Genomic DNA, 22,421 nt, shown 5'->3' on the forward strand with positions numbered 1-22,421 from the left:
CACCATGCTTCTGTCCCTATTAAGTATATTGGATCCAATATTATAAATATTATTTGTAGTATAAATATTGTAATTTAAAAATCGCCGGTATAGTATTCGATTAGCTGGTCACAAAACCGGCGCTTTTAAGTAACAAAACCAAGAATGAACCGCGACGTCATCAAGGGATACAAACAATGAATCACAAACAACCAAAACTAAGTCATCTTTCCCGTGGGGTTATGCTCGCGCTAGGCCTGTCCGGCGCTGTGCACGCGGCCGATGCACCCGAAACCAAAGACAAGAAAGAAAACGATATCGAGGTGATCGCCGTTACCGGCATCCACGCCAGTATGGTGCGGGCCATGGATGTAAAGAAATCGTCCGAGGGTGTGGTCGATGCCATCGCCTCGGAGGACATAGGTAAGTTTCCAGATCAGAACGTGGCCGAGTCCCTGCAACGTATTTCCGGGGTCGCCATCGATCGTGAGGGGGGCGAAGGACAGCTGATCAGTGTGCGAGGTCTAGGCCCGGAGTTCAACTCCGTGCTGGTGAATGGCCGTACCATGGCGACCATCAGTGGTGGCCGGGCATTCAGTTTCGACACCCTGGCCTCAGAGTTGATCAACGGCGCCGAAGTACATAAAACCCAGACCGGTAAGCTGCAAGAGGGCAGTATAGGTGCTACGGTTAACATCACCACACATAGGCCATTGACGATCAAGGAATTTAAGGCGGTCGGCAGCATCAAGGACACCTATGATGAAATGTCCGACTCGCACAATCCGACCTTCTCCGGTTTGATCAGCAACACCTTTGCCGACAATACCTTTGGCGTGCTGGCATCGGTTGCCTACAGCGACCGCGATAGCCGCAGCGACAATGGCCAGACCTTCGGCTACCTAGTTCGTGACCTGAGCCTGGAAGATGGCACCGAGCATTCGGATGTCTTTATGCCGCGCAACTACGATCAGATAGTGCAAAGAGAAAACCGCGAGCGTAAGAGCGCCAACCTGGTGTTGCAATATCAGCCGTCGGACGACCTAATGCTGAGCTCGGATCTGCTCTATTCCCGCTATGACGTCAGCTACCGCCAGGATATTCTGGCTCACTGGTTCGATAACGCCAATATAGTCGACGCCACCCTGGATGAAAACAAAACCATAGTAAAACTCGACTCGGCGCGCAGCAGTGCAACCGATTACCTGAATCGCCTTTCTTACCGCCCGACCACTACCCGTGCCGCCGCTGTCAATATGGATTGGCAGGTCAATGATACCCTGAAATTGGTGGCCGACTTGTCTTATTCGGATGCGGAGTCTCTTAACGGCGGACGCACCACGGATACCGTGGCCGGCTTTTTCAACAGCTACTCTTTTGATAACAGCACGGGCGCCGAGCTGCCGACCCTGACCTTTGCTGAGGATCTCGATCCGAGTATTGTCAGCTCAAACTGGGCAAGCATTTTCGGTACCGACGTCAAGGACGAAGTGCTTGAAGCCAAGCTTGATGCCGAATGGGTGTTGGATGCGGGTCCCCTGGTTGCCATGGATTTTGGCGCCTATTACTCAGATCGCACCCTGTCTAGTGTGTATTCGGAAACCAACTGGCGGGTAAGCGTTTTGCACGGTGGTTATCCTGAGGGCGTCGACCTGCCCGATGAACTCTTTACCCTGTTCGATGCGGATGGTTTCTTGTCCGGTGTGAGCGGCGAAACCGCTGATCAGTGGCTGATCTTTGACTCTTACGAGTTTATGGACTTTCTGCTGACGGATGCGGGCATCAACGGCTTGGACGACCCGGATGCGGCCCGCGAAACCATCGCCAAATACCAGGGCTTTACGGCCCATGAACAACCCGATGCCTACGAGGTTAACGAGTCAGTGACCGCCATGTATGTCGACCTGTCATTCGAAGGTGAGCTGGGGAGCATGCCCTGGCAGGCGGTAACGGGGTTGCGTTATGTGGAAACCGACACCGAATCGCGCGGCGCTCAGATAGCGTTGTTGGATCTGGTTGACCCTAATGGTACCGGCGACTATCAGGCCGTTGAATCCGAAGACTATGTGCCGATTAAAGTGCGTCACTCCTACGACCACCTGCTACCCAGTGTAAACGCCAATATTGAACTGGTGGAAGACTTGGTGGCCCGAGCGGCCTATTCAGAGAGTATTACTCGCCCGACTTTGACCGAAATGTCGCCCAGCACGGGCTATGGCGGCGGTAAGCTGGATGCGTTGCAGGCCGGGGGCGGTAACCCCAAACTGTCGCCCTACGAGTCGACCAACTATGACCTCAGCCTGGAGTGGTATTTCGACGCGCAGAGCTATGCGGCCGTCGCCTATTTCAAAAAGGACATAGACAACTTTATCGATGGCGGCGTATCTCACGAAACCGTGAACCTGGCCAGCGGCTCTTACGACTATACGGTCAGCCGCCCCATGAACCTTAACTCGGCCACCATAGACGGGATGGAGCTGGCGTTCCAGCATAGCTTCGGCTACCTGCCTGAACCCTTCGATGGTCTGGGCGTTATGGCTAACATGACCTTCGTCGACAGCGAGTCGAGTGCAGATACGGTCGATAATCCTTTGCCCTTGCCCGGTCTAGGCGATTCGCAAAACCTGGTGATCTTCTATGAGAAAGATGCCTTCCAGTTCCGGGTTGCTTACAACAACCGCGAAGAGTTTATGCAGTCGACCACTAACTGGGCCGGTGGTGCGCCGATTTATGTCGAAGACTATGCCCAAGTCGATGTGAGCGGCAGCTACGACATCAACGATAACGTGACGGTCTTTTTCGAAGGGATCAATGTGACCAACGAGATCATGCGTAAGCGCGGTCTGTATAAGAATCATGTGCTCAACATAATCGAAACCGGTCCGAGGTATTCGATCGGTCTGCGCGCATCGTTCTAATCACCCCTGGGGCATACGGATATACCTATCTCTGGGGCGCAGGGTCGCGGCCTTGACGTCCCTTTTTTCAATTCACTGAGTAGACAGATTTAAACCTTATGAGCAAAGCACATATTTGGCTGAGAGCGGAAACCAAACCGCAGGAAGAGCGCACCGCCCTGACCCCGGAAGGCGCACGTCAACTGATTGCGGCCGGTTTCGATGTGACGGTGGAAAAATCCGAACAGTCGATCTTCGCGCCCGAAGCCTATCAGGAAACCGGCGTACGGTTTGCCGAGCCCGGCAGCTGGGTCGATGCGCCGCTCGATGCCATTATTTTAGGTCTAAAGGAATTGCCGGAAGAGAGCTTCCCGCTGCGTCACCGCCATATTTATTTCGCCCATGCCTATAAAGAGCAGGCGGGATGGAAGGCTCTGCTGACGCGCTTCAAACAAGGCGGTGGCGAGCTGTACGACCTGGAATACCTGGTCGACGACAAGGGGCGACGGATTGCGGCGTTCGGTTATTGGGCCGGGTTCGCCGGTGCAGCCTTGGCGCTAAAGGGCTGGATAAACCAGCAAAGCGGCCAGACGCCGCCGCTGGCGGACATTTCGGCGTATCGCGACAAGCAACAATTGTTGGCTGAAATTGATGCGCGCCTGGCCGGGTTGAAAACACGGCCGAGTATGATGGTGATAGGCGCCAAGGGACGCAGCGGCAGCGGTGCGGTTGACCTTGGCAAGGCGTTCGCTCTGGATATCAAACAGTGGGATCTGGCCGAAACGCAAAAAGGCGGGCCCTTTAGCGAGATAAACCAGGTCGATATTCTAGTCAATTGCGTGTTGATCAACCGGGATTTACCTCCCTTTGCGACGCGCGCAAGTCTGGACACGCCCGATAGACGCTTATCTCTAATTGCCGACGTTAGCTGCGACCCATACGGCAGCTACAACCCCTTGCCGCTTTACCGCGAGTGCACTACGTTTGCGCGTCCTTGCCTTCGCATCGATGAGGAGCCTTGCCTCGATTTGATCGCCATAGATCATCTGCCGTCCCTGCTGCCCAAGGAAAGCAGTGAGGATTACGGCGCTCAACTGGTCCCTCATCTTTTGACCCTGGATGCCTTAGCAACGGGTGTATGGAGCAGGGCGCTGACGATTTTTAAAGAAAAGACAAAAGAAATCTAAAAAGGAAAGTTATGACAGCTAGAATTCATTGGCTGGGAGCGGGCCTGTCGTCCGTTCCCGGCATTAAAGAGTTGGCGCGCAACAAGCAGGCGCTGATCGTGTGGAACCGTTCATTGGAAAAAGCCCTGCTCGCGTTGAAGGGATGTGAGCTCGATGTACGCGCGCTAACCTGGGACGCGCTGGACGGCGCGGTTGAAAGCGGCGATGTTGTGGTTTCTATGTTACCGGCGACCCTGCACCCTGAAGTGGCCGAGCTCTGTTTGCGTAAGGGCGCTCACTTTGTTTCGAGCAGCTATATCTCTCCCGAGATGCAGGCGCTGCACGCGAAGGCGAAAGACGCCGGGCTCAGCTTTGTTAATGAAGTGGGACTGGACCCGGGTCTGGATCACCTGCTGGCCCACTTGTTGGTCGACGCCTACACCGCCAGCGAGGTATTTGCCCCGGACAACCAGCATTACTTCCGCTCTTACTGTGGCGGTTTTCCGAGTGTCGCGAATGATTTCAAATACAAGTTCAGCTGGTCGCCACTCGGGGTGCTGAAGGCGCTGCGCTCAAGCGCCCAATGGCGCGAGCACGGGGAAGTGCGAACTTCTAAGGCGCCATGGGAGGCGCTGAGCCGTTATCATGCCAGTTTACCAGGCGGTGGTAGTGAAACCTTTGAATCCTACCCGAACCGGGATTCCTTGCCCTTTATGGCGCAATATCAGTTTGGGGCCGACTGGGATGTGCAGGAGTTTGTGCGCGGCACCTTGCGCCTAGATGGCTGGTCGACGGCCTGGCAGGGTCTGTTCGACGAGATCGGTGGATTAAGCGGTCCCCAAGGGGATGCTAGGTTGAGCGAGATCAGCGCCGAGCTTGAACGCAATTATAGTTATGAAGCGAACGAGGCAGATCGTGTGGTGATGTGCGTTGAACTGGAGGTCAAACGCGAAGGGCGGACCGTGTGGCACCAAAGCTATCAGATTGACGCCCACGGTAACGACAAGGGGCAGGCCATGGCTCGCCTAGTGTCCTATCCTGTTGGTTTGGCCATCGAGTCCGTGCTGGCCGGCGAATTGCCTGCGGGGGTTAGCGCCGCGCCTCACTGTCCAAAACAGATCCATGCCTGGCTCGAGCGCTTGACTCTCTTGGGTGAATCCCTGGGCCATGCCGACCACCTAGCCTGATTAGAAACCCCGTGAACGCTGCAGTGTCACGGGGTTTTTTGTATTTCGCTTGTGCTTAATGAACCAAATCCAGAGGAACACGATGAAAAACAATAAAACTCCCGGATTAATGGACGCGCTAGTTCCCCTTATGTCGCTGCTGATACTCTTGTTTATGTCGGTATTTTTTTTCGGCGATGAGTCATCGTCCGGGCCGAACCAGATTGTCCTGCTATTGTGCGCCGGGCTGGCCTGCCTCATCGGGCTGAAAAACGGCTACACCCGACAGGAAATGGAGCAAGGGATAGTGCAGGGGATCAGCCTGACGCTTGGGGCGATTTTGATCCTCTTAGCGGTCGGCTCTCTGATAGGCACCTGGCTGCTGGCAGGAACGGTGCCGACTATGATTTATTTCGGCTTGCAGCTGCTAGAGCCCAGTTATTTCTACGTCAGCGCTAGCCTGATCTGCGCCCTGGTTGCGCTGTGTATCGGCAGCAGTTGGACCGTTGCGGCCACAATAGGGGTAGCCTTGATGGGGGTGGCAAGCGGTCTGGGAGCGTCCGGACCTGTGACGGCCGGGGCCATTATCAGCGGCGCCTATTTCGGCGACAAACTGTCTCCCCTTTCCGATACCACCAACCTAGCGCCGGCAGTTGCTGGGGCCGATCTCTTTGTGCATATCCGCAATATGATCTGGAGCACAGTGCCTGCCTACCTGCTCGCCTTGCTGTTGTTCCTTTGGCTTGGTCGAATGGTCGGGGTGGGTATTGCCGATGCTCAGATCCACAGCCTGATGAGCCGCTTGGAAGAGGAGTTTTTCATCGCCTGGTATTTGCTCCTGCCGCTGGTATTTACTCTGGTCATGGCAATGAAAAAGGTACCGGCCTTTCCGGCTATTGGCTTGGGGGCGCTGATGGGCGGGGTGTGGGCCGTGCTGTTTCAGTCTGATTTAGTCACCTTGCTGGCCCATGAAGAATTGAGTGGTTGGGCGGCGAACCTGACCGTGGTCTGGCAAGTGATGTACGCCGGGGTGGCGCTGGAAACCCGTGACCCGGTTATCAACGAGCTGCTGAGCGGCGGCGGAATGGGTTCCATGCTTAACACCATTTGGCTGATCATTTGCGCCATGACGTTCGGGAGTGTGATGGAGCGAACCGGTTTGCTGGCCTGCCTGGTACAGCGCCTAATTCGGGTGACTCGCAGCGCTGGCAGTCTGATTTCCACCACCATAGTTACCGCATTCGGCACCAACTGCATCGCCGCCGACCAGTATATAGGCATAGTGATGCCCGGGCGTATGTTCAAAGAAGAATATGCGCGCCGCGGACTTGCGCCGGAAAACCTTTCTCGCGCCCTGGAAGACGGCGGCACTGTAACCTCCGCCTTAATCCCCTGGAATACCTGCGGCGCTTATATGCAATCCGTGCTGTTGATCAACCCGCTCGAATACGCCTTGTTTTGTTTTTTCAACTGGCTGTCACCCTTGATAGGGATAGCTTGTGCGTTGGCTGGTCTACGTATTAAACGACTGGTGACCACAAAGAGCGTCGAGCAACCGCCGTTCGCTAATATGTCGCAAAGGGAGAAAGAAGCATGATGACGGATAAAATAACTGAGATTATCATCGTCGGCGGCGGCAGCGCAGGCTGGATCTGTGCCGGCTTGCTGGCGGTGCGCCACGGAAAAACCGGCAGCACCCGGGTCAGAGTCACGCTGATTGAGTCACCGGACGTTCAGATCTTGGGGGTCGGTGAGGGCACCTGGCCCAGCATGCGTGCTAGCCTGAAGACCATGGGCATAGGCGAAGCGGAATTTCTAAGCTGCTGCGATGCCAGTTTTAAACAGGGATCCAAATTTGTTGGTTGGGGCACGGGACGGGCGCATGACACCTATTACCACCCTTTTACCCTGCCGCAGGGGTACTTCGATCTGGATCTCACTCCCCATTGGCTGGCATCAAATCCCGGGGTGCCGTTCGCCGAGGCGGTGGGCAGCCAGGCCGTTGTTTGCGAGCAGGGTTTGGCGCCCAAACTGGCCGACTCCCCCGACTATGTAGGCGTGCTTAATTACGGTTATCACCTGGATGCGGGCAAGTTTGCCTCCTTGCTCAAACGACATTGCACCGAGCGGCTCGGCGTACGTTATGTGCGTGATCACGTGCTCGGGGTCGAGTCATATCCGAATGGAGACATTCAGGCGTTGCGTACGCGAGAAGGGGGTACGCTTGGGGCGGATCTCTTTATCGACTGCTCTGGCAGCCAGGGGCTGCTGATAGCGCAGCACTACCGAGTGGATTTTATTGGCAAGGGTGACGAACTGTTTGCCGATACTGCGCTGGCCGTGCAGTTGCCGCGTACTCGCAATGACGAAGTTATTGCCAGCCATACCCTGGCTACGGCGCAACAGGCGGGTTGGATCTGGGACATAGGCTTGCCGGGACGGCGTGGCATAGGGCATGTGTTTTCCAGTGCCCATCAAAGCAGGGGCGAGGCCGAGCGGGTATTGCAAGACTATTTATTAGCGCAGGGGGCGGATCTGGACGCCGATCTAGCGTTTCGTTCCATACCTATCCGACCAGGTTTTCGCGAGCATGTCTGGGTTAATAATTGTGTAGCCATTGGTATGGCCGCGGGCTTCTTGGAGCCCCTTGAGGCATCGGCCCTGTCCATGGTGGAAATTGCCGCCAACACCTTGTGTGACCTCCTGCCCGATTGTCGTGAGCAGATGCCCCTGGTGGCAGCCAGATACAACCGGATCATGCGCTACAACTGGGAGGGAATTGTCGATTTTTTAAAACTGCATTATGTTGCCAGCGCTCGCCGGGACAGCGACTTCTGGCGTGACAACCAAAGAGAGTCGAGTATGTCGGAAAGTCTGCGCGAGCGTTTGCTGTTGTGGCGCAGCCGTGCCCCGAGCGAATATGATTTCGAGCGCAAGCGAGAGGTGTTTCCCGCGGCCAGCTACCTCTATGTGCTGGCGGGCATGGGCTGGCGTCCACAGGGGAGAGCCAATCACAAAGGTGAAACGGCTTATGCCGAGCGCTTGTTTGAGGAAAATAGGCTTAAAACGCAGCGCTACCTTGCTGGCTTACCGAGCAACCGTGCGCTGCTGGACAAGATACGAGAGGAGGTGAAGCATGGATTTTCGCTTGCAGAAGTTAAGTAGTGACCGGCATGGGACGCTCAAAGTGACTGAGGAGGGTGGATTAGCGCGTAACCGCCACCTGCATTTCTGCGACCTGGTTTTTTCCGAGTGGGGCCAGGCGGCAGCGGATTACCCTGTGCTTTTTATCGAGCAGGATGGCGGCACCTCGATGCAAGCTGTCGCTGTGCTGGGGCTGGAGCCGAATGAGAATCTCTACTACGCCGGTGATATCTGGCGGGGCTGTTACCTGCCGCTGAAATTGCAGGCGCAACCCTTATACCTTCAGGCGCCTGCCCACCCAAACGGCTTACCGGAACTTATGCTGGACATCGGCGACGGGCGCGTACAGGCGCAGCATGGGCATGCTCTGTTTGAGGAAGGACGCGCCACGGCTTTTCTCAAGCACAAGGTGGATCTGTTGGTGGGGGTAGCCCGCGGGTATCAGGTTAACCATGACTTTATCGAAAAGCTCAAGAAAAATGTTTTACTGGAGTCGTTGGCGCTTGAAATTACTAGGCCGGATGGCAGTCTGCTGCGGGTGGAAGGGCTATACACCATAGACATTGCGCGTCTTGGTGGTTTGCAGCCGGGAAGTTTGTCAGCTTCTGAGTCCGACCTGCTTTATGCCTTGGCGGCTTCCCGAGAGCACCTTAAAAAGCTGGTGGATATCAAACTGGCGGGCGCACTTGCCTGCGGTTCGAGGTACTGATAGCTTAAGGATTAACCATATTGATAAAAAGGGAACAGGGATATGCAGGTGAAATTCTTAACACAAGATCAGGATGTCCCAGCAGTGTACACTGAGGTACTTGAAGTCTTATGGCAGTGCGTGGTCAATACACGCCTGAGACCTTGACCGAGCAGGTGAAAAAGCAACAGGCCCAGGGCTATCTGCTGGTTTAAGGGCTACGCTCAGGCCAATCAATACACGCAAATCCACCTCGACTCCGGTGTGCAGCGCTTCCCCGCCCACCGTTTTTATCTGCGTGAGTGCTTTGATATTGCCAGCCATCATTTTTCTTTGCTTGATGTCTAATCGCCGCTGAGGCACTCTGTAACTAAAAGAAAAATAAGCTATTTATACCCTCATCAATATCAAACGGTGAGGGGGTTTCCGGCTAATAAGGAAAAGCGATGTACAAAGGAAGTTGTCTGTGTGGTTCAATCCAGTTTTTGTTGCATGGCAGTGTGACGGACATCATTCACTGCCACTGTTCGTTATGCCGCAAGGCCAGTGGCAGTGCCTACGCTACTAATGGCTTTATAAATGCCGATGAGCTGGAGCTGACGGATAATAACGGTACGCTGACTTTTTTTGAAAGTAGTGAGGGTAAGCGAAAATACTTTTGTAAAACATGCGGCGCGCCCATCTATAGTGCAAACGCGCAATCCCCAACAAGATACCGTCTTCGTCTAGGAGCCCTGGACAGTGATATTTCCGAGCGTCCCATTTCCCATAATTTTGTAACTTCTAAGGCAAACTGGGAAGACTTGGATCTGATGCTTCCCCGTTATGAGAAGCACGAGCCCGGACGAAAATAGGCGCAGTTGGTAGCTTGCCAACTTAGGTGTTTGATACCCACCGTTTACTCGGGACTTTTGGTTGCAAAAGTGTGCAGTATGTCGATGCACCTTTTCGTAATAAGTTGTTTTTTCCCGCCAGATGAGCACTGACAATGGCTCCTTCCTTCATCAGGCAAATGGCATCAAGCAATAGGCCATCGGCGCTCTTGAGGTGGCGAGCGATGATTTCGCGAGTCGCTTCTTTATGGTGATGACAAAAGCGAAGGATATCGCTGTTAACATCACTAAACTCCGCCGAGGTATTGATAAAAAAACAGCCCCTAAAGTCTCCGAGTTGGGATTCTCCACCGTTAAACCAACTTTCCAATGCCGAAAATAATTTCAGGACAACTTCCTCATCTGATTTAGCTCCCGTCAACACTGTTTCTAACCAGGCGGCAAAAGTATCGTGTCGTTGCTGCAAGGCGGCTAACACCAAAGCCTCTTTACTTTGAAAATAAGCGTAGAGTGTGCGCTTGGCAACGCCGGAAACATTCAGTATTTCATTGATACCAATAGAGTTAATTCCATTTCTATAAAAAAGCGTGAGGGCTGTATCTACCAGCAATTGACGTTTTTGGCTCATGGGGTGCCTCCTTTATATGCATATTGACAAAGGTAGACCGAATTGTCTACATTAATGCGAGGTAGACAGAGTGGTCTACTTTTTTGGGAGTTTTAAATGAACAATCTAGTGTTATCGGTTATTGCGGGTGTGGGTGCTTTCCTGGCCATAGGTTTACTTTCTTTTTTTGACGCCACAATGAGCAATGTGGCCTTACTTATGGCTCCGTTTGGAGCGACGGCGGTACTCGTTTTTGGCGTGCCGGAGAGCCCACTAGCGCAACCAAAAAACGTGATTCTGGGTCACTTAATTACTGCATTTGTTGGTGTATTCTTCAGCCAATATCTGGAGGTATCACCCTTAACATTATCTTTAGCAACTGGCATTGCCGTCAGTGCCATGCTGGTAACCAAAACCACCCATCCGCCCGCAGGCGCTAACCCTCTGCTGATTATGTTGTCGGGGCAAACTTGGTCGTTTCTTTTTACTCCGGTGCTGGTGGGGGCGATTTTGATCGTTTTGGTCGGTAAAGGTATGCAGATGGTGCTGAAGCAATACCAAAAAACGGCTAACTGACAAAGGGGAGCTGAGGCTGGCTGACAACGGCGAGGTTATCAGCCAGTGCTGGCAAAAGGTTAAGCTATTTGTTATCAATGGAGCAATAAACGAGCAGGGAAGCTTTTAAACGCACTCACGTGACACCTTTCCCGCCACTAAGCTATTAGCTATTGCCTAATATTCGAGGTAACCCAATGAGGCATGTATGTGAAACCGAGCGCTTGACCATCAGGCAACTTGATTTAAGTGATGCCGAGTTTATTCTGCACTTACTCAATGACGAGTCCTTTCTACGTTATATTGGCGATAAGAAGGTTCGTACCCGGGAAGATGCGATAAACCATCTGACAAATGGCCCCATGGCCAGTTACAAAAACCATGGCTTTGGCCTGAACCTGGTGCAGTTAAAAGGTGAATCAACAGCCATAGGCATGTGCGGGTTATTAAAAAGGGAAGAGTTGGATTATCCGGATTTGGGCTACGCGTTTTTACCCGAGTTTTGCGGCAAGGGCTATGCTAGGGAAGCGGCCGAAGCTCTGTTAAAACAAGCGGTGGTCAAGCGCGGCATGCAAACAGTGCTGGCCGTTACCGCCCCAAATAACCTAAGATCCATGCACTTGTTGGAAAGTATCGGCTTTAATTTAAAAGGGACCCAGGAGCTGTATGGCTTAGAAAATAACCTCTTTGAGTACCGCAGCTTGTAAGCAAGTACCTATAAAATAACGCAAGAATATATCTTAACGTCACAGGCTTCATGGAGGCATTTTGAACGGACCAAGCCCAGAAGATAAAGAGCCCATGAAAGGGTTTCCCCAAGTAGGGTATTTAAAGAACTTTATTACGTCTGAAAATATTATTGTCGGGGACTACACCTATTACGACGACCCCGAAGGGCCAGAGCGGTTCGAAAGCAATGTGCTTTATCATTTCCCGTTTATCGGCGACAAACTCATAATCGGAAAGTTTTGCGCCATAGCCAAGGATGTAAAATTCATTATGAATGGCGCCAATCATAAGGTATCCGGCTTTTCTACTTACCCGTTTCAGATATTTGCTAACGGTTGGGATAAGGTGATGCCCAAGCCGGGCGATCTGCCTTATAAAGGTGATACCGAAGTTGGCAACGATGTCTGGATTGGCTATGACGCCACTCTTATGCCCGGCGTTAAAGTGGGTGATGGCGCAATCATTGCAAGTAAGTCTGTGGTAACGGCCGATGTTCCAGCCTACAGCATGGTCGGCGGCAACCCAGCCAGGGTCATTAAATACCGCTTCGATGAAAGCGTAATCAAAGAGCTTTTAGCAATAGCCTGGTGGGACTGGAGCGCCGAAAAAATTACACAACACTTAGAAGCAATTGTGGGCTGTGATCTGGCGGCACTGCGCAAAGCCAATAAGCCGTAAAGGGCAGTATTAACCAGCACCATGACCCAGGTTAAAACTCTTACCCTCGCCATCTCTGCTGGCATTGTTGCCCTTGTAGTTGGCGCGATCGCCTTCACCCTTAGTTGGAATCTGTGGGATTACTGGGGCGGCCCCATGCCTGGAATTCAGGTGTTGCTGTTTCCCGGAAATTTGACTCTGATCCATGTGTGGCACCCCTTATTCACAGAAGAAGTGAGTTTTTGGCCTAAGCTCGCGCTGCTCTTTATTGGCCAGTTTGTCGTTGTTACCCTGGTGGCGGCCCTTTTTATCGGCCTGGTTAGAAAGTTTAATCACCTCTTTACCCATGCAAACCGCTAGCGCGCGTTTCGTATCAGGGAGATGATAACGTGTTTGCTTGCATTGAAGACTTTGATGGGGGTGTTTTGGTTGGGGCGACAAAGTACCAAAATAATTTATAACAAGGCGATCCGCCGCGTTAGCTATTTTTTAAATTTAAGGAGCTACACTTGGAAAAGGTGTTAGTCAGTGCGTGCTTGCTTGGAAACAAGGTTCGCTACAATGCGAGTTGCTTATCTGTACCAGAGTCTGATTTAAATTGGCTGCAAACAGGTGTTGAACTTGTGGTTTGTTGTCCCGAAGTTTCGGCAGGTTTACCCATTCCCAGAGCCCCGGCTGAAATAATCGCAGGTCAAGGAGTTGACGTCCTGCAAGGTGCTGCAAGTGTTGTGGGCAATGATGGTGTTGATGTCACTCATCAGTTTATTGTTGGCGCCAAAAATGCGTTGAAGCTATGCCAAGAACAACAAATAAAGTACGCGGTGCTCGCTGAGGGCAGCCCCTCCTGCTGTAGTGCAAAAATCTACGATGGTACATTTAGCGGCACTAAAGTAGATGGTTTGGGAGTAACGGCCGCATTACTAGAACGTGAGGGTATTCGCGTATTCAGTCAATATACCATAGCTAGCCTTAGAGCAGAGCTGGAACAAGATAGCTAACACGGCGTGATATGTATGGGTGAAAAAACGAATCAATTAATTGAGGTTTTAACCGAGCTTCGACAGTTAACATCAGAAGATGACCAAGAGCATTGGGTTAAATTTTTGCTCCTTGCTGAAACCCGATTAAAAAAGTCTGACTTTTCAGGGATAGAGCATTTGTTGGCTGGCTATGGCGGGCTGGGTTCATTTAATGATGTTTGGATCCAATCAAGCAAAGAAAAAGATGAAAGGTTTTGTTTTTTAAGGTCCAAGGCTTGGGACCTGGCAAATTACATTAAGGAAAATCATGAATTTATCACTTAACAAGGTGCTGAGGTCATGTCGGACTTCGCCCTCAAGGTCGATGCGGTACGCGCTAAAGTGCAGCCCCTTAGCGGCGCGTTAGGGTGAACCCAAACAACGGAGATATAAATTATGCTCGGTGTAAATGAACTTACTGCTTTTTTCGGTTGGTGTACTGTAATAAATCTGGCTTTTTATTTGCTGTCCGCATTTTTTATTTTGGTATTTAAAGATTTCACTATTAATCTTCACAGTAAAATTGCAGACGTCGCGCCTTCCGAATTGCCACGTATATACTTTAATTTCATGGGTAATTATAAACTCGGTATATTGCTTTTAAACCTTACACCCTATATCGCACTCAAGTTAATGGGATAGACAAAGCTCAGCATAATAAGGTGTTAAGGTGGAACTGTGAAACAAGCCTCTGATGCCAGGGAGTAATAATGAAAATCGTAGAAGGTGATTTAATAAAACTCGCCCTGGCTGGTGAATTTGATGTCATCATTCATGGGTGCAATTGTTTTTGCACCATGGGGGCAGGTATTGCAAAAGCAATAAAAGCTGAATTTCCTGAAGCATTCAAGGCCGACCTGGATACTGAAAAAGGTTTAAAACAAAAACTGGGTACTTATTCTCAAGCTAGTGTTGAAAGAAACGGTAACACCATAACTGTCATCAATGCTTACACCCAGTTTAATGGGCATGGACGCGGTGTAAAAGCAGACTACCAAGCAATCCAAAGTGTCTTTTCGCGGCTTAAAAAAGAGTTCGGTGGCTCTCGCTTTGGTTACCCTCTAATTGGCGCTGGGCTGGCGGGCGGTGACTGGAATGTCATAGCGCAAATTATTGAAACCGAGCTAGCTGGTGAAAACCATACCCTAGTGAAATTCGCACCCTAACGAACTTTGACATGCGGTTTTTAGCGCGCCTCAACGCACCTTACATATGGTCCAGTTAAAGTGAACCGTGTACCGTGGAAGGTATCAAGCTTACAAGGTAAGCTACCTTATAAGGAATTACTAATAACCTATTAGGCATCTGAAATGTTGATTCAAAGAGCTCTATTATTTGTAGTTACAATTGGGATTACATTATCCGCTGGTGTAGCTGGAGTATACGGTGGTGAAGCTGTTGCAGTTAAGTTATTTGGCCCAGAAATATTGGTCGGCCCATACACAGCTTTATCACCAAAGTTGTGGGTTCTAATTTTGTTTTTTGGATTGGGTGCACTTGTATCTGGCTTTGGTGTTATTTCCTTATTGGTTATGCCTCTTATGTTCATGTTCCCTAACCATAGAAAGCCTTTCTCCTGGATGAAAAAGCCTTCAAAGAGGCAAATACTGGTTCTAAAGTGGTACGCTGAAGGGCTTAAAAAGTATACGGATGATTTGGAAAGAAATGCCTAGCAAGGTTGTCAAGTTCTCTCCAGCCCTTCGGGCCTGCGCGTTACAGCCAAGCCGTTGGCTTGTATGCCCTTTCAACGGCGTTGATATCAGTTTTTAGCCATACCCATTCACTAAAAAACGCAGACTATCAGGCTCCTCCCGTTTGAATTTGCGCTGCGAAGCCTTGCTTTGGTCGCTCGTCGCCCAACGCGACAAGATCTATCGGCAAAGGCCTCGCCCACACCCAAAGGCGGTCTTAGTAAAGTCATTACTGAGGTAAATCCAGCTCCACCACCTTATCGATAACAAAGCGACGCATTGCCTCGCCATCGACCAGCTTGTACTGCACCTGACGCATTTTTTTCGTCGGCCCGGCATTGGTGTCGTTTTCGCCATAAACAGGGAAACGCTGCACCAGAGAGGTTTCTACAATGGCGAACTCATCATGGCCCATGTAGCCGGCGCTGATCTTAGGTTGCTCGGTCACGGGTTGAAAATAAATCTGGCTCATGGACTTTTTGTTATTCACCGAATAGCCGATCACCTCACCATAACTGCCACTGCCATCGGATTGGGTATAAACCAAGAGCTCGGGAGAGCCATCGGAGTTTAAGTCTTCAATCTCGGCGCCCACCACACGGCCATTAATTCCATGGCTGACCGCCTCATTGCTGATGGATAAACCAAAAGGCGCTATGGTTAGCCGGTTTTCACCTTCGCCCTTAAAAGACGTGACATTAAAGCCAATACCTTGTAACACCAGAGTTTTATTGAATATGCTTTGGTCCAGCTGGCTGTTATCCAAAGGCTCACTCAGCTTGCTGTAGCCGCCCTTAATCGAGCCACCGCCGGAGCAGAAGAAATTAAGCATGCCTTCGGCTTCAGGGTGTTCTGTGTTGATTTCAATGCCTTGCTCAGTGAAGTCAAAGAGTATGGCGGTGCCCTGGGTTTCGGCCTTATAGCGGGTGTCGCTTAATCGCTGTGCCGTGTCCGTGTAGGTACAGGTCGGGCGCTTTCTATCGATACGAGAGCGTATTGATACATTGATTTCGTCTGGTCCAATTTGGCTAACCTGTACCGCCATCCAGTCATAACCTTGGTCGCGTTTGTGGTATTCGCCACTGACATAATTACCGGCAGGGTTGAATGCACTTGGCACAGGCTTGGTTTTGGCATCCTCCACCGTGTTTGCTTTGGCAGGCATTTGGGCTGATTTAGTGGCCTCAGGTTCATCCTGACAAGCCGCCACACTCATGGCTAAGGCGAGAATAAGGGTGTTCTTGATCATAAGCGGCATCTTGTTGCTTTGTTTCTAAAGAAGAGACTTGTCAATCTAGCATAGAATAATGGCTTTACCCAGCGAGCTAGCCTAGTTTGTGCTGGCTCATGTCCATGATTTGCCCTGAATTTTGTGAGTGGATAACCCTGAAAAATAAAGGGGCAGATCATTTGCACCCAAGATCAATCATAAAATACGATTGAAGTAATCTAAACAATCAATTTTATTTATCGATTGCTCATCGTTATCTTAGTAATCAAGCCAGCGGGGAAGGTACTTCCCGCACTAAATCACTTAAATCATTAAGATAAATGAGAGGATAAAATGAGCAACTCTTTAATCAACACAAAAATCAAACCATTCACAGCCACCGCCTACCACAATGGCGATTTCACCGAGGTGAGCGAGCAGGATCTACTGGGTAAATGGTCAATCGTATTCTTCTACCCGGCGGACTTCACCTTTGTATGTCCTACTGAGCTGGGCGATTTGGCGGACCACTATGCCAAGCTACAGGAAATGGGCGTAGAGGTGTACTCGGTATCAACCGACACCCACTTCACCCACAAGGCATGGCACGACGCATCAGACACCATTAAGAAAATCCAATTCCCTATGATTGGCGACCCAACAGGTCAAATTACCCGTAATTTCGGGGTAATGATTGAAGAAGAAGGTCTGGCACTGCGCGGTACCTTCGTGATTAACCCTGAGGGTGAAATCAAGGTCGTTGAAACGCATGACCTGGGCATTGGCCGCAGCGCGTCAGAGCTACTGCGTAAGGTTCAAGCCGCTCAGTACATCGCCACTCACGATGGTGAAGTATGTCCGGCCTCATGGCAGCCAGGTGAAGAGACGCTTGCGCCTTCACTGGACTTAATCGGCAAAATCTAAGTCGTCCGAGTTAAATAAGCCAGACTGTGGCGGTGGAGACACCGCCTTTTTCTTCTAAATTGTTGAGGCAAACCATGTTAGACACTGCAATTAAAAATCAATTATCAAGCCATTTTAGTACGTTGACGGGTGACATAGAGCTGGTTCTTGCCCTCGACGACACGAACAAAAGTAACGAATTACAGGCGCTGGCCAATGATCTTGCATCGCTAAGCGAGCGCATTCGCGTCAGTACAAATAACGACGAACAAGCCCGCCGTCCATCGATGACGGTTAAGGGCGAGCAGGGTACGGCCATCGCCTTTGCCGGTGTGCCCATGGGCCATGAGTTTACCTCTTTGGTACTGGCCATACTGCACAGTGGTGGCGTTGCCACCAAGGCCGATGCGACTCAGGTTGAGCAAATTAAAGCACTGGATAAGGAACTGAATTTTGAGATTTATATCTCCTTAAGCTGTCAGACCTGTCCGGGCGTGGTGCAGGCCCTTAATACCATGGCGGCACTGAACACACGGATCACCACTACCATGGTCGATGGCGCCTTATTCCAGGAGGAAGTGGAGGCCCGCAATATTATGGCGGTGCCCACGGTATACCTAAACGGTGAAGTTTTCAGCCAGGGCGCCATCAGCCTAAACGATATCCTCACCAAGGTGGACGAAGGCGCCAGTGCCCGTCAGGCCGAGCTGTTAAATGAAAAAGACCCCTATGACGTACTGGTTGTTGGTGGCGGTCCGGCCGGTGCATCCGCGGCCATTTATGCGGCTCGTAAGGGGTTGCGCACCGGCGTGGTGGCGGAGCGCTTTGGCGGCCAGGTTGCCGATACCCTGGCGATTGAGAACTTTATCTCGGTCAAGGCCACCGAAGGCCCTAAGCTGGTGGCCCAGCTTGAGGAGCATGTTAAAGACTATGATGTGGACGTGATTGATAACCAGCGTGCATCGCGACTTTACAGTGACAATGGCAACCACATTGAGCTTGAAAACGGCGCCACCTTAACGGCTAAGGCCGTGATCCTGGCCACCGGTGCCCGTTGGCGTGAAATGAACGTGCCCGGTGAGCGCGAATATCGCGGCCGCGGAGTGGCCTACTGCCCGCACTGTGACGGCCCCTTGTTTAAAGGCAAGCCCGTGGCGGTAATTGGCGGTGGTAACTCGGGTATTGAGGCGGCCATTGATCTGGCCAATATCGTAGAGCAGGTCACTGTACTTGAATTTGCCGATACCCTGCGTGCCGATGAGGTTTTGGTGCGCAAGGCGCAGAGCATGGCCAATATCACCATCATTAAAAGCGCGCAAACCACACAGGTGCTGGGCGATGGCAATAAGGTAACGGCGCTGGCCTATACCGATCGCAACACGGGCGAGCAGCATCAGCTCAGCATTGCCGGGGTATTTGTACAAATCGGTTTGGTGCCCAACACCGAATGGTTGAAAGAAAGCGGCGTGACCTTGTCAAAATTCGGCGAAATCGAAGTGGATAATCGCGGTGCCACCAATGTAGAGGGCGTGTATGCGGCGGGCGATGCCACCAACTCCGCCTTTAAGCAAATTATTATTGCCATGGGCTCAGGTGCCACCGCCAGCCTGGGCGCCTTTGACTACCTGATCCGTCATCACCAGGAGTAAAGCCTAACCAGCTACTGCACTTACACCCTGAAATCTCCAGTGGTGCAGTGTCCTAGCCGCTCAATTGAGCGGCTTTTTTTGTTTTAGTTGAGCGAGCTTATTGTACGGCCATTGCCTGCTCTTCCTCTTGCACATCTAACTCGCCAACATGCCAGTAAAAAGCGCCTATTTCCTGGGTCAGGCGTTTTTTAACCCAGGCCCGATAGTCACCATCGTCCGTGGGGGTCATCTCAAAGGAGTCTGGACCCATGGCATTAGTTGTGAGCTCTGCAAACGCCTGTGCGTGAGCGCGACTGGCGCCGTCCTTGTCGCGTTTATCCAGAAGCGGCAACACCAAGGGCAGGGGGCAATTGATATTCATAAAGGCTTGTAAAACGCCCCATAGCTCGGTGGCGGCGCTGACGTTAATGGCGCACCAGGTGCTCAAGGGCACGCGCCGTCTAGGCGTTTTTTGTGGGTAGCGCGGGTACATTTCCAAGGTGGTGCTTGGCGGCTGGGTCTGATTGCCCGGGCTAAAATTCGCGTAGGCGTTCAGCTCGGAAAAATGGCAGCGCCACTGCAGCACCTCATTATGGTAATGCTCGACCATGCCTTTGTTGCGCTGGAACACCAAGTAGGGATAAAAGCGTGCTACCTTCATTTTGGTCTTTTTATAGATAAAGGGCAGTGCGGCGGAGATTAGAAAAAGCGCGATATAGGCGGGAGTATTGACGGGCTCTGACAACACCTGGATCAGCATAAAAGGCCAGCCTAAAAAGATCATCAAGAAGTTCAGGGCATTTAGCCCCCACAGCAACTTGCCAAGCCAAGATCGTTTCCAACCATAGAAAGTCAGGGATGTATCGCTCCAGTAATAACGGTACTTGGCAATAAAATGGGCTTTATCCAGCCTTTGTGACGGCTTGATGTCTAGCAAAGATAGGATATGCAGCGGCTGCAAATTGATCAGCGTGCTGTAGTCGAGCCTATGCATATTAACGTGCTCCTCGGGACAGAGCATATCCCCGCCGGCATCCAGATATTCTTGATACCGCCAACGCAGGTAGAGGTGAGAAAGCAACCAAGGTGCTCCCGCCGCTATTGCGACCGCAAACCAATAACCGGCAAATTGCCAGGCATGGCTATCGGCGATGATGTTTTGCCAAAACAGGCCATGACTAAGAGCCAGGCCGACGCTTACTCCTGTGCCAATGAGCAGTACGGGGACCGCAAGCAGGGCAAGTATAAAGAACACCTTGTCCAGGGTGCGATAGGCGGAGGGCGGCCGTGGGAAGTCAAATTCGTCGGCCACAGCTTCTGCCAGGCTGAGTGTGTGTTGCTCTGGCCCCTGCCAGGGAGACGTCCCTCGAGAATAAGTCGATGCGGTGGCGGGTTTAGTAACTGCGTTATTCATATCTGACATCCTGTCGTATTGGCCATTAAGGCTGAGAAATGGGCGTAGAAGGCACCGTTAGGGTGTACTGATAAACGCCTGTGCGGCGTTGCGGCCCATGGCATAACCGGCATCGAGTTTGGCTAAATCCCGGGTGGTGCGGGAGATGTCAAACTCAGTCGGTGGAGCAATAATATGGATCTCGCAGTCGCTTGGCGGCTGCATAATGAAATCCAGGCTGGCATTATAATCGGCCCAGCGGGTAGCCATGCTTTTGGCCAGTGCCGGCGTGTTTTTCAACAGGCGTTGGGTGAGCCAGTTGAATTTCGCCGGTTTTTTACGATAGCCCAGGGGCTGAGAGAGGATCACTGTGATCTTACGAGCGCCCATGGCGTAGGCCTGGCGCACGGGAATGGAGTCGCCAATGCCGCCATCGGTATAGTATTGTCCCTGGTACTCGGGGTAATCTCGGTACGCTAATGGCAAGGCGCAGGAGGCCTTTAACACCTGCTCCAGGTTTTCAGCCGTGCCTTGAATATACTCGGCCTGGGCGCTATGCACATTGGTGGCCACCACATAAAAAGGGGCACTTTGGTTGGCGAAGGTCTGCAGGTCTAAACGAATGTCACTGATGGTTTTATGCCACAACCAGTCCAAATCAAACAGGTGCCCACCGCGGATAAAGCGCCCATAGCTGATAAATTCGGGGCGACAGGAGTAGTCGGTGATCACCTTATAATTACGGCCGTGCTGGGCACATAAAAAGGCGGCGATGTTGGTGGCGCCCGCCGACACGCCAAAATACATATCAAAGGGTTGGTAATTGGCCGCGAGCCAGGCATCGAGTACGCCGGTGGCAAAGATACCGCGCATTGCGCCGCCTTCTACGACTAGGGCATGCTTAAGAGAAGAAGTTGCCATGTTTAAAAACCAACACTTTGTTTATTGTGGAGTTTATCTTTAAATTCAGCCTACCACCTAACGTTCAGAGGAGCCAGAAAATGGGACCAGCGCCGGGGCTTTACTTTGTGAGGGCTCAGAAGCTGTTGCGCGTCACTCATGTCATCATGGCTGATTTTACAGCATTCGCTGCGGCGAAGTGCTGAAAACGGGTGTAATATTGTCGCAAAACAATTACAATTGCTACTATATATCATTTCTCCTCTTTAGTGACTTTGCGCCCATGACCGACATCACCACCCATCAGGCTTCACGTAAACGCTTGCTCCTGGCTTTGAGCATCACGTGCAGCTTTATGGTTATTCAGCTGGTGGCGGCGTATTTTGCTAATTCCCTGGCGGTATTTGCCGATGCCGGACATCTGTTTGTGCATAACAGCACCTTGTTTATCGCTATTCTGGCTTCGTCCATCGCCATTCACTTGGCGCGCAATTTTAACGATGGCTTTAATAAGGCGGAGTTGGTTGGGGGCCTGATCAACGGTAGTTTATATCTGGCCATTAGTTTGACCATTCTCACCCTGGGGACGGATCGCTTTGTCGATTTGCAACACGGCCATGAGCGTGGCGATGTGAACCCGCAAATTATGGCGTTGGTGTCCATGCTGGGTTTTGTGTTTCATGGCACCGCCGCCTGGGTGCTTTATAAGGGCCGCAAAGAAAGCATTAATGTGTATGCGGTGTTTTTGCATACCTTTTTCGATTTGCTCTCCACGGTCACTACCTTGGTGGCAAGCGTGATTATTGTGCTGACCGGCTGGCAGCAGGTGGATGTGCTCTTTAGCATGTTGATTGCGGTATTTGTGCTGGTGACCGGCTTGCGCCTGATATTCCAGTGCTTGCAGCGTTTGCGAGCGTCTGCCGAGGCGTTGCCTAAGGCGACCCGGGTAGAGAAGGCCTTAAGCCGACTCGATCATGTTGCCAGTGTCCATAATGTCACCGTGTCCATGATGGATAATGCCCCCGCGGTCGGTGCGCATATCGTTTTGAAGCATCATTGTACCGTGGCCGCCCACGATGCCATCTGCCGCGCTGCGGCGGAGCAGATGCTGGCGAGCAAATTTAATATCCGCCACAGCGTGTTACAAATCGAGGCCAGTGCCAACGGCACTCATCATCAGCACTGCGGCGCCAGCGAGGCAAGCTAACAGGCGCTTTTCAACATACCCTGCGGGCCATGCCGACGTCGTGCTCTGT

At 51.7% G+C, this 22,421-nt stretch carries 23 protein-coding genes; 19 read left to right on the top strand and 4 right to left on the bottom strand.

Going from position 1 to position 22,421, the window contains the following annotated elements; genetic code table 11:
- Positions 1-176 precede the first annotated feature (176 nt).
- The 7 genes from C2M36_RS08270 to C2M36_RS08305 all read left to right on the top strand — a co-directional run bounded on the left by C2M36_RS08270 (position 177) and on the right by C2M36_RS08305 (position 9,894).
- Positions 177-2,897, top strand: coding sequence for a TonB-dependent receptor (locus C2M36_RS08270; protein WP_105254497.1), 2,721 nt, complete (start codon positions 177-179; stop codon positions 2,895-2,897).
- A 98-nt stretch (positions 2,898-2,995) separates the two neighbouring features.
- Positions 2,996-4,063, top strand: a complete 1,068-nt coding sequence (locus tag C2M36_RS08275; RefSeq protein WP_105254498.1) for a saccharopine dehydrogenase — start codon at positions 2,996-2,998, stop codon at positions 4,061-4,063.
- Between the two features lie 11 nt (positions 4,064-4,074).
- Positions 4,075-5,229, top strand: a complete 1,155-nt coding sequence (locus C2M36_RS08280) for a saccharopine dehydrogenase family protein (protein WP_105254499.1) — start codon at positions 4,075-4,077, stop codon at positions 5,227-5,229.
- An 82-nt stretch (positions 5,230-5,311) separates the two neighbouring features.
- A complete protein-coding gene (gene nhaC / locus C2M36_RS08285) occupies positions 5,312-6,805 on the top strand; it encodes a Na+/H+ antiporter NhaC (protein WP_234399125.1) in 1,494 nt (497 codons plus the stop codon).
- Positions 6,802-8,373 (top strand): tryptophan halogenase family protein, encoded by a 1,572-nt coding sequence (locus tag C2M36_RS08290; protein WP_234399126.1) that lies wholly within the window; start codon positions 6,802-6,804, stop codon positions 8,371-8,373. The genes nhaC and C2M36_RS08290 overlap by 4 nt, the downstream gene beginning before the upstream one ends.
- 22 nt (positions 8,374-8,395) lie before the next feature.
- Positions 8,396-9,061 carry a SapC family protein gene (locus C2M36_RS08295; RefSeq protein ID WP_158678889.1) on the top strand — a complete coding sequence of 222 codons (666 nt, stop codon included), beginning with the start codon at positions 8,396-8,398 and terminating at the stop codon, positions 9,059-9,061.
- A gap of 425 nt (positions 9,062-9,486) precedes the next feature.
- Positions 9,487-9,894: a GFA family protein gene (locus C2M36_RS08305; protein WP_105254502.1), complete on the top strand. Its 408-nt coding sequence runs from the start codon at positions 9,487-9,489 to the stop codon at positions 9,892-9,894.
- Between the two features lie 22 nt (positions 9,895-9,916).
- On the opposite strand, the gene C2M36_RS08310 is transcribed toward C2M36_RS08305, so the two are convergent.
- The gene (locus tag C2M36_RS08310; RefSeq protein ID WP_234399127.1) at positions 9,917-10,501 is read right to left on the bottom strand and encodes a TetR/AcrR family transcriptional regulator; all 585 of its coding nucleotides are present in this window, start codon (positions 10,499-10,501) and stop codon (positions 9,917-9,919) included.
- A gap of 96 nt (positions 10,502-10,597) precedes the next feature.
- Between C2M36_RS08310 and C2M36_RS08315 the strand changes: the two genes are divergently transcribed.
- The 9 genes from C2M36_RS08315 to C2M36_RS08350 all read left to right on the top strand — a co-directional run bounded on the left by C2M36_RS08315 (position 10,598) and on the right by C2M36_RS08350 (position 15,113).
- Entirely contained in the window at positions 10,598-11,056 is a 459-nt protein-coding gene (locus C2M36_RS08315; protein ID WP_105189149.1) for an HPP family protein, read from the top strand.
- Between the two features lie 176 nt (positions 11,057-11,232).
- Positions 11,233-11,742: a GNAT family N-acetyltransferase gene (locus C2M36_RS08320; RefSeq protein ID WP_105254503.1), complete on the top strand. Its 510-nt coding sequence runs from the start codon at positions 11,233-11,235 to the stop codon at positions 11,740-11,742.
- 61 nt (positions 11,743-11,803) lie between these two features.
- On the top strand, positions 11,804-12,442 hold the full coding sequence (locus C2M36_RS08325; RefSeq protein WP_105254504.1) for a Vat family streptogramin A O-acetyltransferase: 639 nt from the start codon (positions 11,804-11,806) through the stop codon (positions 12,440-12,442).
- Between the two features lie 21 nt (positions 12,443-12,463).
- Positions 12,464-12,781 (top strand): hypothetical protein, encoded by a 318-nt coding sequence (locus tag C2M36_RS16800; RefSeq protein WP_158678890.1) that lies wholly within the window; start codon positions 12,464-12,466, stop codon positions 12,779-12,781.
- 149 nt (positions 12,782-12,930) lie between these two features.
- On the top strand, positions 12,931-13,419 hold the full coding sequence (locus tag C2M36_RS08330; RefSeq protein ID WP_105254505.1) for a DUF523 domain-containing protein: 489 nt from the start codon (positions 12,931-12,933) through the stop codon (positions 13,417-13,419).
- Between the two features lie 15 nt (positions 13,420-13,434).
- The gene (locus C2M36_RS08335; protein WP_105189144.1) at positions 13,435-13,725 is read left to right on the top strand and encodes a DUF6966 domain-containing protein; all 291 of its coding nucleotides are present in this window, start codon (positions 13,435-13,437) and stop codon (positions 13,723-13,725) included.
- 111 nt (positions 13,726-13,836) lie between these two features.
- Positions 13,837-14,082, top strand: a complete 246-nt coding sequence (locus tag C2M36_RS17125) for a DUF6868 family protein (protein ID WP_105254506.1) — start codon at positions 13,837-13,839, stop codon at positions 14,080-14,082.
- 68 nt (positions 14,083-14,150) lie between these two features.
- Positions 14,151-14,606 carry a macro domain-containing protein gene (locus tag C2M36_RS08345; RefSeq protein ID WP_105254507.1) on the top strand — a complete coding sequence of 152 codons (456 nt, stop codon included), beginning with the start codon at positions 14,151-14,153 and terminating at the stop codon, positions 14,604-14,606.
- 144 nt (positions 14,607-14,750) lie between these two features.
- A complete protein-coding gene (locus C2M36_RS08350; RefSeq protein WP_105254508.1) occupies positions 14,751-15,113 on the top strand; it encodes a hypothetical protein in 363 nt (120 codons plus the stop codon).
- 247 nt (positions 15,114-15,360) lie between these two features.
- On the opposite strand, the gene C2M36_RS08355 is transcribed toward C2M36_RS08350, so the two are convergent.
- Positions 15,361-16,380 carry a PliI family lysozyme inhibitor of I-type lysozyme gene (locus C2M36_RS08355; protein ID WP_158678891.1) on the bottom strand — a complete coding sequence of 340 codons (1,020 nt, stop codon included), beginning with the start codon at positions 16,378-16,380 and terminating at the stop codon, positions 15,361-15,363.
- 315 nt (positions 16,381-16,695) lie between these two features.
- Here C2M36_RS08355 and ahpC point away from each other — a divergent pair, with 315 nt between their 5' ends.
- Positions 16,696-17,265: an alkyl hydroperoxide reductase subunit C gene (gene ahpC, locus C2M36_RS08360; RefSeq protein WP_105189139.1), complete on the top strand. Its 570-nt coding sequence runs from the start codon at positions 16,696-16,698 to the stop codon at positions 17,263-17,265.
- A 74-nt stretch (positions 17,266-17,339) separates the two neighbouring features.
- Complete coding sequence (gene ahpF / locus C2M36_RS08365; RefSeq protein ID WP_105254510.1) at positions 17,340-18,893, top strand: alkyl hydroperoxide reductase subunit F; 1,554 nt, start codon at positions 17,340-17,342, stop codon at positions 18,891-18,893.
- Positions 18,894-18,990: 97 nt separating this feature from the next.
- Here the strand turns inward: ahpF and C2M36_RS08370 are convergent, their stop codons facing one another.
- Both C2M36_RS08370 and C2M36_RS08375 read right to left on the bottom strand, forming a co-directional pair.
- Positions 18,991-20,286 carry a hypothetical protein gene (locus C2M36_RS08370; protein ID WP_158678892.1) on the bottom strand — a complete coding sequence of 432 codons (1,296 nt, stop codon included), beginning with the start codon at positions 20,284-20,286 and terminating at the stop codon, positions 18,991-18,993.
- A 57-nt stretch (positions 20,287-20,343) separates the two neighbouring features.
- A complete protein-coding gene (locus C2M36_RS08375) occupies positions 20,344-21,186 on the bottom strand; it encodes a patatin-like phospholipase family protein (RefSeq protein ID WP_105254512.1) in 843 nt (280 codons plus the stop codon).
- 262 nt (positions 21,187-21,448) lie between these two features.
- Between C2M36_RS08375 and C2M36_RS08380 the strand changes: the two genes are divergently transcribed.
- The gene (locus tag C2M36_RS08380; protein ID WP_105254513.1) at positions 21,449-22,372 is read left to right on the top strand and encodes a cation diffusion facilitator family transporter; all 924 of its coding nucleotides are present in this window, start codon (positions 21,449-21,451) and stop codon (positions 22,370-22,372) included.
- The last annotated feature ends 49 nt before the right edge of the window (positions 22,373-22,421 follow it).

Source organism: Pseudoalteromonas sp. T1lg75 (assembly GCF_002964705.1).
In the GTDB taxonomy this organism is placed as follows: Bacteria; Pseudomonadota; Gammaproteobacteria; order Enterobacterales; family Alteromonadaceae; genus Pseudoalteromonas.